Origin of the sequence: Brucella cytisi (genome assembly GCF_038433355.1) — a bacterium.
Lineage (GTDB): Bacteria > Pseudomonadota > Alphaproteobacteria > Rhizobiales > Rhizobiaceae > Brucella > Brucella cytisi.
In genome coordinates this window covers 67,796-80,968 of record NZ_JBCAUP010000010.1, presented here as the reverse complement: position 1 = coordinate 80,968, position 13,173 = coordinate 67,796, and the positions used below count along the sequence as shown (strand labels likewise).

The following is a 13,173-nucleotide window of genomic DNA, read 5'->3' as shown; positions in this document are numbered from 1 at the left end:
AAATTTCTTCAAAATTTGAAGTAAAACTGAAAATGGAGAGCAAAAGATGCAAAAACTTCTGCACGAGGGAGTGGAAGTCGAAACATCAGTCGATGGCTTTACTGCCGTTGATTTTCCTGAAGTTACCGCCGAAAAACAGGAACGCAGACATCCGGTCCATACAGTTGTTATCACGCATTTCGAACTGGCCCGGATGATAGAACGAGTGAACCGCCGCTTTGTGAGCTTGCTGAAAACCGAGCTGACGAAGTTAGGTGTGGAAGATATCGGTCCGGCCCAGACCCTGGTTCTGATGGCTATCGGCGATGTCGAGCTCACTGTGGGTGAATTACTGGATCGCGGACATTACGTCGGTTCCAACATTTCCTATTATCTTAAACAGCTTACCGATGGTGGGTATGTCGACCGCGTCGCCTCGCAGAGGGACAAAAGGTCTGCCCGTATCCGCCTGACGGATAAGGGTGAGCGGCTGTGTGCAAGCTTGCGGAATGCGAGCCGGGCCTACAACCATATCCTCACTCGCGATGATGACGATCTCAGAAATCTCGAGATCGCCTATCAGACTCTGCACAGACTGGAACTCGTGTGGGGTAACGCCGCACGATTTGGCATTTGATGTGTTGCGACGTTTTTCGGTCGTTAGCCGAGCACGTTTCGTAACATGCGTATAGCATTTGTGCACAGGCGCGGTTTTGGCCAGTTCGCTGCTTTAGCCGAAAATTTGGCTACCAGCGGTCATGATGTAAGCCTGATCTGCGAGACAGTGGACCGTCGCCTCCCAGCGGTCCGCGTCATCCGCCACAGAGTGGAATCTGGTCCTCGCACCGGCGGTGCGATGGCCAGATATCTCGAAGTACCCGATCATCATACGAGGATCGGGTACCGTGTGGCCGAAACCCTGGAAACCATGGCTCATCAAGGCCAGGCGCCCGATATTGTCATCGGTCATATTGGTTGGGGCAGCATGATGTTCGTCAAGGACGTGCTGCCCTCAGCACCAGCTCTTGGTTATTGCGAATTTTTCTACCGTGCCAATGGTGCGGATGTAGGATTTGCGCCCGGCGACCGACCAGATATCGAAACCCGCAAGCGTCTGCGTTTGCGCAACATGGCGCAGCTCGTTACCCTTGAAGGAATCGATGGCGGGTTTAGCCCGACACACTGGCAGAAAAGCCTCTACCCGCGTTCTGTGCAGAATCGCATCGCCGTGGTGCACGAAGGGGTAGATACAAAACTTTTCTATCCAGACCGTCACGCCACGATTCAGCTACCCGATGGACGCACGCTGAAGGCAGGAGAATCGCGCGTGATTACATTCGTCGCACGCGATCTCGAACCCTATCGTGGATTTCCGCAAGCGCTTGAAGCTGCAGCCAAGGTCGTTCGGCAGAACGAAGATGCGATCTTCGTTTTTGTTGGCGGTGATGGCGTCAGCTATGGCACGCCGCCGCCCGGTGGCGGATCGTGGCGCGAGCATCTGGTCAAGAATCTGGATCTGCCGCCGGATCGCATCGTATTTCCTGGTACAATTCCGCACGCCCAACTCCGTAAGCTCTACCAGATATCCACCGCACATATTTATCTGACATATCCGTTCGTCCTGTCCTGGTCGATGGTGGAAGCGATGGCCTGCGGCGCGCTTATCATCGGTTCGGACACGCCGCCCGTTCGGGAAGTGATCCGCTCAGGTCAAAACGGGCTACTTGTGCCATTTTTTGACTCGGATGTGTTGGCGGAAGTGATCATGAATGTCCTTCGCGACCCCGATGCATGCCTCCAGATGCGTGCAGCCGCACGCCGGACAGTCGAAAACCGGTTCAGGCTGTCGGATTGTTTACAGCAGCAAAAAACCTTGATCGATGCAGTATTGAACGGGAGATAATCAGTATGTGGCGACAATCGGGCGTGCAAACAGTGATAATGAAATATAAAATGCCGTATTTCTGCGTGTTTACGACGTAGGCGCAATATATACGCACATTGCTTCAAATTTTGAATTAAACTTGTTCCAAATATTCGCAATATTATCATACAGTTGATGCTATAAGGCTGTTGACAATACATTGACTGTATTTTCTCATTGCAAGTGCAGGCCGAGACTCCCAAGTCGGCCATCACACAATGGATGATTATGTTGAGCACACCACTTCCTGCGATCTCGGCGCGGAAATCCCGCCGATATGCCATTGCTTCTATGCGTGATCGTGAAGCGCTGGAAGCGACGTCTCTGGGCGGGCTGACCACTTTTGTTGAAGGGGATGGAAAACGTCTTCGGCTGGCGAATACATTTCCGCTCATCGCGATTGCTGCTTCGCAAGAGGGCGAGGACGAACTGAAGACGGTTCTGCAACAGGTTTATCGTCTGAGCACCATTCCGGAACTTCCCGTTGTGCGAATCGACGATGCGACGGCGGAAACCGTTCCCATGCTGGTCACCCAACTGCTTGAGAGCAGTTTGGATCGCCTTGTCGGCCACGTCAGCAAGGTTCACACCGAGCTCGCCATGCTGCGTCGCGAGCGTGAGACAATGTTTGAGAATTACCGGGCGATTGAAGACGCGTTTCACGCTCGCAACTGGGATTCCTCAACGGAAATCTTCAGCCATGCCCCTCTGGTCGACCCCAAGGATGAAGGCTTTGCGCGTCTGCTGAGAGAATCGGAGATCGAACAGCTTTTCCCGGTTTCGAGCTATGCCGTTTCCGGTTTTGCCCTGCATTTCCGTGATCTGCCAGTCAGTCGCAATGGCCAACTGATCGTTACGCTGGACTATCTTGAAAACGGCGAAGGGATTGCTGAGTGGCTGGTGCCTTACGGTGCGCTGCATTCGGAGTGGAACTTCTTCTCGCTTCCGAAGGCGTGCGATGGCAGCCATCGGACATTGCGTCTGCGCATCTCAGCTTCGGGCGGGGTTCCACCAGAATTGTCGTTGGGGAATGTGATCGCCAATGAGCGTTATGCGGCGCGTGCGCGTATTCCACATGCTGATCTTGATATGCGCCCTCTGGCATTGCGGATCTTCACCGGCCTGCCGGGTGTCCGTCCGGCATCGCTGCCGAATGCCATTGTACCGACTGCGCTGATCAATGGCCGCAAGGTTGATGATTACCGTCTGCCCGTTGAATTGCTGCGTAACGTGGCCAACGTGTCCGTCACACCTATTACGCCCGACTTTCCGACTGTGCGGTTTCTGGAACATGAAGATGCCATCGGCTGCCATCCGCTTGAGGAAGGGGTCACCGCAGCTGCAATCCGTCGTGTGGTCGCGCCGGGCACAGTTCGAGTTTCAGCGCGGGCTTTGATCGATCATCCCGAAGGCCAGCCCTGCGCAGTGGGACTGCTGCTGGTCAATCTGGCGTCGGATGTGAAGGAAGAAATCGATGCGATTTCCAGCCTCGACCGCCGCCGCCAGCAGGGGTTGTTCAGCGGCTGGTCGGAAGTTGCACCCAATCGTCCGATCGACATCAACTTCATGCTTGAGGAGCCGATCGACCGCACGATGGATCTCGTCGTCCTGAGCAAAGCCGCTGGAGGTTCCGTGGATTTTTCCTGGCTCAAAGTATTCAACTTCCGGCTGGTTAAGCACATTGAGGCGCGCGCCAGTCAGGAAATAACCAAAGAGGCCGCGAATGTACGATAGGTCGAAAGATTTGATCGTTGTCGCCATGCCGCTTTATGGTCATGCGGCGCTGGCTCTCGAAGCGCTGGAAACCGTTCTCGCGTCAGAAACGGTTTTCCGCACGCAAATAGTGGTGTCGGTCGATGGTGATCCGCGCCGCGAAGTGTTTGATAGCCTGACGCTTTATGCGGCGGCTCATCCAAACATTCACATCATCTTCGGCGAAAATGCAGGCCCCGGCGGCGCGCGCAATCGTGCTGTCGACTATATTCTCGAAGAGATGCCCGATGTGAAGGCGGTTTATTTCGTTGATGCCGACAACCGGGTACAGCCCCACACCATCGATACGCTCTATCGCAAGCTTTTGGCGTCGAATGCGGGCTGGGTCTACACAAATATCGATACCTTTTCGGTCAACTGGCGCGCTCATTATGGCGACAGCTATTCGCGCCTGATTCACTGCATCACTGATAATATCTGCGATACCGGATCGATGATTTCCGCGGAGGTTTTCCGCAGCGGTGTCCGTTTTGATGATGATCGTCAGAATGGTTTCGAGGACTGGGAGTTTTGGCTGTCGGCGATTGAGGCGGGTTTCGTGGGCGCGCCTTGTCACGATACTGGTTTCGAGTATCGCCTGCGCGCGGAGAGCCGTTTCAAGGAAGCTAATCGTGACCGCTCCGGCTCAATCAGTTTCCTGCGCAAGCGGCACAAGGCACTGTTCCGTCGCCCGACGCTTGTGGGTTTCGAGCATGAAGAATGTCCGCGCTATGGCGTGATCCGCGCAGGCGAGGGGACCGTCAGCCTTTTCACCGACCTCAGCCTTGGCACATCAGACCTTAAATTCGATGATGCCATTCGCGCCTTCTGGGGCAGTGTGTCTGAGCCGGACAATTTTCACTTCCCGCCGTTTCTTGCCTCGTCCAATACTGAGACGCTGAAACTTCTGGCGCGTTCACGACTGCTACCGAATATCCTGTCACGGCTCGAAAAGCTTTCTGAACAGGCCAATATCGTCTTTGTGGAACTCACCAATGTTGAAGACGAGCGGCGCATCGATACAGAGATCATGCCTTCCGGCACGCGCCAGCCGCACGCTGATCTGATTTTCGTCTCGACGAAACTGATCAAGGACATCATCGAAAACGATGCGCTGGATTGGTTTGCATCATTGGGCACGCAGCAATTATGGCCCACATCGGCGCGGATGAAAGTGCGTTTCCCGTTCCCGCGTGTGCGTCAGCGCCGGGCCTTGTCGCGGCCTGAACAATCGATGCTCAATCTGGTGACGTCGATTGCGACGAGCCCGCTCAAGCAAAGTGCGGCCATGCGCTGGACATGGCGTCCGCGTCGCCTGCCCGCACTTTCTGAAATGTATCTGGTGCTGCGCAATGAACTTGGTGGCGGGCCAGTGCTGCCGCTTGCGCATAATGCAGCAAGGAAGAAAACGGCTGCCGTTCTGGTGCCGAATGCCTCGTTCGGCGGGGCGGAGAAGGTTGCTTATGCCGCCGGGCGTGAGTTGAAAAACCAAGGATTTGAAACCCACCTCTTCGTGCTCGGCAATGAGCGGATGGACGTGCTGGACGAGTTCGACCAGTCCTTCGACTACCTGCATTTCTGGAAGGACGGCATTCCCGCCTGGGGAGACACAAATCGCTTCTTGGGGCAGGATTTTATCACCGACGATCATCCGCTTGATTGGAGCATCCTGCGTGGCCAGCTTTCAGGATTCGACCTTGTCGTGAACAATCACGTCATGGCGGCGCATCCTTTGATGGGGAAACTTCGCTCTGAAGGCACGCGCACCGCCTGCTATCTGCATGTAGTGGATGAAACGGTCTTCCGCCGCCAGGCGGGGCAGCCCTATGCCGCGATTGCCTTCGAACATGCCTATGATGCATTCCTGACCTGTTCGGATCAATTGAAAATCTATCTGCACAGCTTTGGCGTGCCGTATGAAAAAGTGTTCTCCGTGCCAAACGGAGCCAGTTTTTCAATCGATACAAAACTGCGTACGCAGGTCACCGCAGCGCGCAAGCAAGGCCGCAAGGGCGAACCGATGCGAATGCTCTATATGGGGCGTCTCGATCGCCAGAAGGGTATCGACAGGCTGCATGATGCAATCGTCAAGCTGAAAGAGCAGGGTATTCCCTTCGAAGCGCAGGCAATTGGCGGCGAAATCCTCTCCGACGATCCAAGTGCCTCTTGGATGACGCGCCTGAAGGATGCGGGTGTGAAAGTCTCGCCACCAGTCTTTGACGGCAAGGACATTGCGAACCATCTTGCATGGGCCGATGTTCTCTTGATGCCATCGCGCTGGGAAGGTGCGCCGCTGATGATTGCCGAAGCGCAGCAACTTGGCTGCGTGCCGGTTGCCACAGCCGTTGGTGCTGTCGATGAGCTCATCAATCATGGCCGCGATGGCATTCTCATCCGCAATGGCAACGATGCGCAGATCGTCTCCGACATGACGCGCATTCTGACCATTCTTGCGCAGGATCGCGAAGCCCTGATGCGAACCGCTGAAGGTGCGCTCGCCTCCGCTGCTCACCGCACATGGAGTTCGGCTTTCTCCGAATTTACCGATTGGGCGAATGAAATACGCCCCGCTTATCCGAAATCCCGGTCTTCCCAGCCGGATGTTGCAGATGCTGCCAGCACGATCGCCGCTCTTCCCGGCCGTGCAGTTGCCTGATTATACCAGAAAGGTCGACCTATGAGCCGCCCAACCAATCCAAGAATCCTCGTTACGGGCATTCCTAGCCATCTGACGCGCCTTATCCAACGTGCGGATAAAGCGCAGGTCCATTATTCGGAAAAACAGCGGGATTCCGAATCCAGGGATAATTTCATCCAGGAACTGAAGAATATCAGCAATACTGGCAATTATCTGATCGGCGAAGGTGCGATGACGGCGCTTCTGCCGAGCGCCAAGCACATTCCGTTCTGGCATCTCTATAATTGCGTGAACAATGGAACGGGTCTCGAAGAGGTCAACAAGGAATTCGATATCTGCGTCTTCACTTGCGCAAACCTTCTGCGCAAGGGCCTGTCTGCGGATGCGGAAGCCCTCGTTCTGTCCAAGCTCGACATGCCGGTGGTTATGCTCGGCATCGGCATCCAGAACCGTCCTGACATTGAAGGCGAAGACGGTCTGCCAGCGGGCACGAAGAAGCTTTTGGAGGTGCTCAAATCCCGCGAGCATTATTTCCTCACGCGCGGTGAAAATGCTGCCGGATATCTCCGCGATCAAGGCTTTTCCTATGTCCGTCCGGTTGGCTGTCCGTCGCTCTATTTCCGTCCCGATAATATGCGCAAGGCGATCAGCCGTCTGCCCGATGTGAAAGTGGGGGAGGGCCGTACCGTTTTCACCGGCTATATGGGTGCGGAACTTGAAACCATTGGCGATATGAACGCGCTGAGTTCGGATGACGGCCGTTCTGCCTATGTTGTTCAGGATGAGTTGCTGCACTTCGACATGCAGCTTGAATCCGATGCCAATGGCCGCGCCTACGACTCCACAACTGGCGAACTTGTCGGTCCGCTGACCTACAAGGGCTCGGACGATCTCAAGAAGAAGATCAGCGTTCACGCCTTTCTCGATACAAATCAATGGCGCGCCTGGTGCTCGACCATGGATTTCTCCTTCGGTCGCCGCTTCCATGGCAATGTTATTTCAATGCAGGCTGGTGTGCCGAGCCTGATGGTCGCCGTAGATGATCGTATGCGAGAGATGCTGAACTTCTCCGGTCTGCCGAAAATCGATGCCCGAGACCTCAACGCGGCCAATGACCGGCGGGCTTTCGTGAGCGACCACATCGCCGCGATGAATATCCCCGAAGTCATCGAAAACTACTCGGCGCGAGAACGCAATTTCCGAAGCGTGCTTTCAGAAATCGGCATTGGATAACTCCCAGTCCAACCCGGTCTGAAGCAGGATTCAGATTTTATTGTTCGCATGTCTTTGTCCCAAAACCGGTTCCCACTTTTGGGAGACATGCCTTAACTCCAGCGAAGATGGATCACCATGCGCATAATGATCACCGGCATCCCGTCCTATTTGATGCGGACCGTCGAAAGCGTTTCAGGGGCGAGTGTCAAGCATCGCCCCTATTTCGAACCCATCCGCACGAAGAAGGATGTGATCGATCAGGTCAAGAAGATTGCCAATACGGGCAATTATCTCATCGGTGAGGGTGCAGCCAATGCAGTGCGCGGCCATGATGTCACCTATGTCCCGTTCTGGCATCTGGCCAACAGCCTCAATTCACCCGATACCTATGCGAAGCTCAACGAAAGCTTTGATCTTTGCCTGTTTGCCTCAGCCAATCTTCTGCGGCCCGGCTATGCGGCAACGACGGAATCATTCGTCTTTGAAAAGCTGAACATGCCGATTGTAGTCATGGGTATCGGTATTCAGAAGAAGGAAAATCTGAAAGCGGAGTTGCCAGAAGGTACGCGCCGTTTCCTCGAAATTCTGCGCCGCAAGGAAAGTTTCTTCCTGACGCGCGGGCATTTCACCGAAGAATTCCTGAAAGATGCGGGCATGAAATATGTCCGTCCGACGGGCTGCCCATCGCTCTATTATGCACCGGATCAGATGAAGCTCTCGCTGAGCCGCCTTGCCGATCCTAGCCTTGCAGACGCGCAGAAAATTTCCTTCGGTGGCTATCTCGGCAGTGTGGCGGATACGATTGTTGATGCTCATGCGCTGCTCGAAAAGGACAGCGTTGCAAGCTACGTCATTCAGGACGAGGTCATCGTCTACAACATGAACATGACGGGTGAAGATCATTCCGAAGCCTATGATCAGGCCGCAAGCCGCATCACGGCGCCGGTCGATTACAAGCACATGGAAAAATGGCAGCGCAAGAACGAATTGCTGGTGTTCTTCGATACGCACAAATGGCGCAGCTGGATTTCTAGTCAGGATTTCGGCCTGAGCCGCCGTTTCCATGGCACGATCATCGGAATGCAGTCGGGTGTCCCGGGACTGATGATCGCTGTCGATGATCGCATGCGCGAAATGCTCGGTTTTGTCGGCTTCCCGCATATCGATGCGAGCGTCTGGAACCGTGAGCCGCAGAAGAAAGCCTATCTGCGCGATTTCCTTTCCAGGATCGATGTGCCAGCGGCCATCAATCGTTATTCGGAATGTGAAGCCAATTTCAACGGCGCGCTGAAGGATATCGGTATCCGATGATGGAAACGCGCAAGAGCATCGGGATTGGGGTGGTGGCAGCGGTGGCGCTTTTAGGCGGTATGTTGTTAGCAACCCAATCTGAGAGTGCTTTTGCCGATACGCGCTTTGGCGTCAACAGGGTCAACATGGCCTGGCTCAAGCCGGTAGAGCGCGAGAACATCTTCGAGCAGATGGTAGAGAACGGTGTGGTGGCGGTTCGGCTGTCACTCACACGACCGCTCGATCAAAGCATCGATGCTGTGCGCCTTGCCCATGAGAAGGGTCTGGCCATTCTGCTCGAAATATCGCTCAACAATGCAGACTTCTATCCTGAAGGAACGAAGCCCCGTTCCGGGCGCGGGCGTATCTGGGACATGTATCGGCTTTCCGACATATCTCCCGAGCACTTTCAGCAGGCTATGGGTGACGCTTTGCAAAAGATTGATGCGCTGGGTGTGCCGCTGGTTGCGGTTGAACCCGGAAACGAGATCAACTGGGGCGCTTACAATGGCGATCTTGCCATCCTGCCCAAGGAAAAGATGAAGACCGCACGCTCTTTGGACGAGATGGAAGAGCTTCCTCTGGTCGAAAAAGGTGCTGAAAAATATGTCGAACTCTTGCGCATCGTGCGTGCTGAACTGGTGAAAACAAAACACAGCGCCAAGGCAAAGGTCGTATCGGCGGGGCTTTCTGATATCCCCTTCATAGATGCCGACCGGCGTGGAATTGATACTGTCGAACCCGCCGCCTTTACCGATCTTCTCAAGAAATATGGTTTGGATGGCGCTGCAGACGGCTACGGCATTCACATTTATCCGGGCAGCAGTGGCACACGGGCTGCGCGTGCAAAGCACATCAGCAATGCGCTTTCGTTCTGTGGTGGGGTGGATGGCAAGCCTTGTTGGATCACTGAGTGGGGCTTTGCCAATACGTCCAAGGCTTGCCCGGCCAATGACAATAATCGCGAACAACTGGTCGAGAAAGCACGCGACCGCTTCCGCCGGATGATGGACAGCGGCCAGATCGCAGCCGCTTATTATTTTGATTGGGATGCAAGCACTTACGGTGTGTGGCGTTGCGGTTCGCTGACGCCAGCCGGTAAGGCTGCAACGGTGACGAAATGAAACTCAAGACTGTAATCATCGGTGGTTCAAACACCGTCATGCTGCCCGGTTATCTGCCGACGCTTTTATCGACGATGGCGAAACGCGGCGTGGAACTCGACATCGTCGCTGATCTCGCGGTTGGGGGCACGACGAGTGCTCTTGGCCTTTATCAGCTCAAGCAGTTCGAACAGCTCGAAGAGTGTGAGCTGTTGCTGATCGAATATGCGATCAATGATGCCTTCGTTTATGGCGATGAACGGCGTCCATTCCGTCATTGGGCACGGTTTTACGAAGGGATCATTCGTTACGCGCTTGAACGCAACCCAAACTTGCGTATTGCAACGCTTGTGTTCGGCGCACGCAATGGCTCATTTCTGAATTCCGTTCCCTCGATTGATGCAGGCATCAACTACATTTCGCAATGGTATGGAACGATCACGGTTGATGTTTCGCGAATGCTGATGCAGCAATACGGCCGCGATGTCGTAAGCAATCCGGCTTTCTATCTCGATCAGGGCCATTATGCGCGTCCAGTTTCGACAACCATCGTTGCGAACTTGATTGCAGATGTTCTCGAACCGGCCTTGTCTGTTCCACATCGTCCAAAAGCGCTGCCGTTCGCTATCGACCCGGACCATTTCGCCAATGCACGCGCTTTGAGCGGCGAGCAGCTTTGCAAGCGGCTGGGGCGCGTGCCGGTCCAATACAGCAATCGCCGTTTTTCGATTTCGGCGCTCGATCTTGGTGCGGACAGGATGCGCTTTGAAGTTGATAACGGACAACTGCTGGCGCTTGGCTATGTCTGTGATCCGCGCATTCCACCGCTCGATGTGGCGATGGGCGGGGAGGTGCATCGCGCGGCAATGATGAAGGGCGGCGTACGCGACGGAACCTACAAGTTTCTGGTTTCGATGCTGAGTTTCGAGTTTCTTTATGGCACTAAATTGCTGGAAGCACGCGGGAATGTGGCGCTTACTCTATCTGGTGCCGAAGAGGGCGTGGAACATAAGCTGCATGTTCCCAAAGATAGTGCCCATCACGAGGAACTGCCTGCGGAGCCGGTGCTTCCGATAACCGGCATGCTGTTTTCCGGCAATTTGAAAGTCATGTCGCTGGAGAAGAAGGCCGCTGTAAGCGCTGTTCTATCAGAAGCGGCCCAGTAGCTGTTATTCTACGAAAATGTTGACGCTGGCGGCCCGTCCGGCAGCGTCGACCACGGTCAACGTCGAATATCCGGTTCCGTCCGGTTGCCAGTTTGTTGTCCGCCGCCGCTCAATCTCAGCAATAGGCTTGCCATTGGCAAGCCAGCGAAACGGTGCGCGTCCGCCCTGTAATTTCAGCACCAGTGGCGAGGCATTATCGGTCAGGGCTTTCAATTCGACATGCGCGCCATCAGGCGGAAACACGATGCGCGGTGCAGGCTCAATCGTGGCTTTGAGAACCGGCAGAGGATCGCTTGCAGACGAAAAGCGTATCTGCGTCACAGGAAGATCGGCGCGTGCTGTGCGAAATGCGCCAGCGGGCGCACGCGGCAGCGGCACTGACGCAACGCCCGAACGCACAAAGGCTTCAAACAGAATGGGCGCTGCCGAAACATAACCGGAAAGGCCCGGCACCGAGCCCCCATCGGCTCGTCCGACCCAGACACCCAGCACATAACGCCCGTCATAACCGACCGACCAAGCATCACGATAGCCATAGGACGTGCCGGTCTTGTAAGCGAGGCCGAGACGTTTCGCGCCTTGCGGCGGCACGACACCGGCCAGAATATCGCCAATCTGCCACGATGCCTGTTCGCTCAGAATAGGAGCCGATGGCTGCACCGGCTCGGTACCTTCGGTGCCGTCACGAAGGGCTGCACCGCGACCGCCATTGGCAAGGCCTGTATAAAGCTGCACCAGATCACGCAGGCTGATGCCCGCGCCGCCAAGTCCGATGGCAAGGCCCGGCGCTTCACCTTTCGGCAATTGCAAATTGACCGCCGCCTGACGAATACGTGTGGTGAGCCGTGCAGGACCAATTGCATCCAGCAGGCTGATGGTCGGCACATTAAGCGACATTTGCAGCGCCTGACGGATGCTGACATCGCCCTGATAGCTCATATCGAAATTGCGCGGACGATAGCCTGCAAAATCCTGCGGGCGATCCTCGATGATGGTTTCCTGCGCAATCAGCCCCTGCTCGAAAGCCAGCCCATAGATGAAGGGCTTGAGCGTCGAGCCGGGCGAACGCACGGCGCGGGTCATATCGATCCAGCCCTGCCGCTTGCCATCAAAATAATCAGCGGAACCGACTTCGCCTAAGATATTGCCGTTGCGACTGTCGGCCAGCACCATGGCGACCGATACTTTTGGCCCAAGCTTCGCAGCAGCTTCGCGCGCCACAACTTCAAGCCCAGCCTGCACCGACTTTTTAAGCGTCAGTTGATGCCGGGCCTCGGTCGGTGCCTGTTTCAAAGCGAGATCGGCAAAGTGAGCGGCCAATGAAGGCAAGGGATGACGCGTCGCGGATATGCGCTCACGCGATGCGCGCTCGGCTTCTTCGCCTGTGAAAACATCAGATGAAACCATGCGTTTTAAAACGCGATCCCGCGCGGCAACCGCGTTCTTCATCTCGCGATCCGGGCGGCGGCGTTCAGGCAATTGCGGCAGAGCCACAAGAAGTGCTGCTTCCGAAGTGGTGAGGCGAAGCGGCTCCTTGCCAAAATAGGCAAGTGATGCCGACCGCACCCCCTCCAGATTGCCGCCATAGGGCGCAAGCGTCAGATAGCGCTCCAGAATTTCAGACTTGCTTAACCGCCTTTCGATCTGGATTGCACGCGCCAGCTGTCGGAACTTGGAGCCGAAGCTGCGGCTTTCGCGCGGCTCGATAAGGCGTGCAAGCTGCATGGAAAGTGTGGAGCCGCCGGAAACAATACGGCCGCTCCCTGCAAGCTGATAAGCGGCGCGCAACAGCGCCCAGCCATCAATGCCGCCATGATCGTAAAAACGCTTGTCCTCATAGGCGATCAGCATTTTCACGAATTTCGGATCGACATCCTCAATCCGCGTATTCAAGCGCCAATAGCCGTCCGGCGTTGCATAGGCACGCAGCAAAGCGCCGTCGCGATCCATAACTTCGGTGGAAATGGTCAGCCGTTCCGGCAAAGGCGGAGGATAGGCGCGGTCGAGCCAGTCAAGCCCGACCACGGTTCCGAGTGCAGCGATGCCGAGAAACGCGGCACCGCCAATCGCTATTTTCCAAAGCCTTTTCATTTGTTTGAGCGCATA

9 protein-coding genes are annotated in these 13,173 nt (G+C 55.5%); 8 read left to right on the top strand and 1 reads right to left on the bottom strand.

Annotated features, from left to right (window positions below; genetic code table 11):
- The first annotated feature begins 46 nt into the window (after positions 1 to 46).
- From AAE521_RS10760 to AAE521_RS10725, 8 genes are all read left to right on the top strand, one after another.
- The gene (locus tag AAE521_RS10760; RefSeq protein WP_010658636.1) at positions 47 to 616 is read left to right on the top strand and encodes a MarR family winged helix-turn-helix transcriptional regulator; all 570 of its coding nucleotides are present in this window, start codon (positions 47 to 49) and stop codon (positions 614 to 616) included.
- Positions 617 to 661: 45 nt separating this feature from the next.
- On the top strand, positions 662 to 1,882 hold the full coding sequence (locus AAE521_RS10755; protein ID WP_071630838.1) for a glycosyltransferase family 4 protein: 1,221 nt from the start codon (positions 662 to 664) through the stop codon (positions 1,880 to 1,882).
- A gap of 249 nt (positions 1,883 to 2,131) precedes the next feature.
- A complete protein-coding gene (locus tag AAE521_RS10750) occupies positions 2,132 to 3,637 on the top strand; it encodes a DUF6212 domain-containing protein (RefSeq protein WP_342061308.1) in 1,506 nt (501 codons plus the stop codon).
- A complete protein-coding gene (locus AAE521_RS10745) occupies positions 3,627 to 6,311 on the top strand; it encodes a glycosyltransferase (RefSeq protein ID WP_342061307.1) in 2,685 nt (894 codons plus the stop codon). Before AAE521_RS10750 ends, AAE521_RS10745 begins: the two co-directional genes overlap by 11 nt.
- 21 nt (positions 6,312 to 6,332) lie before the next feature.
- Complete coding sequence (locus AAE521_RS10740) at positions 6,333 to 7,526, top strand: polysaccharide pyruvyl transferase family protein (protein WP_071630835.1); 1,194 nt, start codon at positions 6,333 to 6,335, stop codon at positions 7,524 to 7,526.
- 117 nt (positions 7,527 to 7,643) lie between these two features.
- The gene (locus AAE521_RS10735; RefSeq protein WP_071630834.1) at positions 7,644 to 8,819 is read left to right on the top strand and encodes a polysaccharide pyruvyl transferase family protein; all 1,176 of its coding nucleotides are present in this window, start codon (positions 7,644 to 7,646) and stop codon (positions 8,817 to 8,819) included.
- Positions 8,816 to 9,922 (top strand): glycoside hydrolase, encoded by a 1,107-nt coding sequence (locus AAE521_RS10730; RefSeq protein ID WP_342061306.1) that lies wholly within the window; start codon positions 8,816 to 8,818, stop codon positions 9,920 to 9,922. The genes AAE521_RS10735 and AAE521_RS10730 overlap by 4 nt, the downstream gene beginning before the upstream one ends.
- Positions 9,919 to 11,067, top strand: coding sequence for a hypothetical protein (locus AAE521_RS10725; RefSeq protein WP_071630832.1), 1,149 nt, complete (start codon positions 9,919 to 9,921; stop codon positions 11,065 to 11,067). The genes AAE521_RS10730 and AAE521_RS10725 overlap by 4 nt, the downstream gene beginning before the upstream one ends.
- A 3-nt stretch (positions 11,068 to 11,070) precedes the next feature.
- On the opposite strand, the gene pbpC is transcribed toward AAE521_RS10725, so the two are convergent.
- The gene (gene pbpC / locus AAE521_RS10720; protein WP_342061305.1) at positions 11,071 to 13,158 is read right to left on the bottom strand and encodes a penicillin-binding protein 1C; all 2,088 of its coding nucleotides are present in this window, start codon (positions 13,156 to 13,158) and stop codon (positions 11,071 to 11,073) included.
- Positions 13,159 to 13,173: the final 15 nt, after the last annotated feature.

What these genes read in the sequence shown, in the direction of transcription:
- pbpC (WP_342061305.1), bottom strand. Translation starts at nt 13,158, where the DNA reads ATGAAAAGGCTTTGGAAAATAGCGATTGGCGGTGCCGCGTTTCTCGGC.
- AAE521_RS10725 (WP_071630832.1), top strand. Translation starts at nt 9,919, where the DNA reads ATGAAACTCAAGACTGTAATCATCGGTGGTTCAAACACCGTCATGCTG.
- AAE521_RS10740 (WP_071630835.1), top strand. Translation starts at nt 6,333, where the DNA reads ATGAGCCGCCCAACCAATCCAAGAATCCTCGTTACGGGCATTCCTAGC.
- AAE521_RS10760 (WP_010658636.1), top strand. Translation starts at nt 47, where the DNA reads ATGCAAAAACTTCTGCACGAGGGAGTGGAAGTCGAAACATCAGTCGAT.
- AAE521_RS10730 (WP_342061306.1), top strand. Translation starts at nt 8,816, where the DNA reads ATGATGGAAACGCGCAAGAGCATCGGGATTGGGGTGGTGGCAGCGGTG.
- AAE521_RS10755 (WP_071630838.1), top strand. Translation starts at nt 662, where the DNA reads ATGCGTATAGCATTTGTGCACAGGCGCGGTTTTGGCCAGTTCGCTGCT.
- AAE521_RS10735 (WP_071630834.1), top strand. Translation starts at nt 7,644, where the DNA reads ATGCGCATAATGATCACCGGCATCCCGTCCTATTTGATGCGGACCGTC.
- AAE521_RS10750 (WP_342061308.1), top strand. Translation starts at nt 2,132, where the DNA reads ATGTTGAGCACACCACTTCCTGCGATCTCGGCGCGGAAATCCCGCCGA.
- AAE521_RS10745 (WP_342061307.1), top strand. Translation starts at nt 3,627, where the DNA reads ATGTACGATAGGTCGAAAGATTTGATCGTTGTCGCCATGCCGCTTTAT.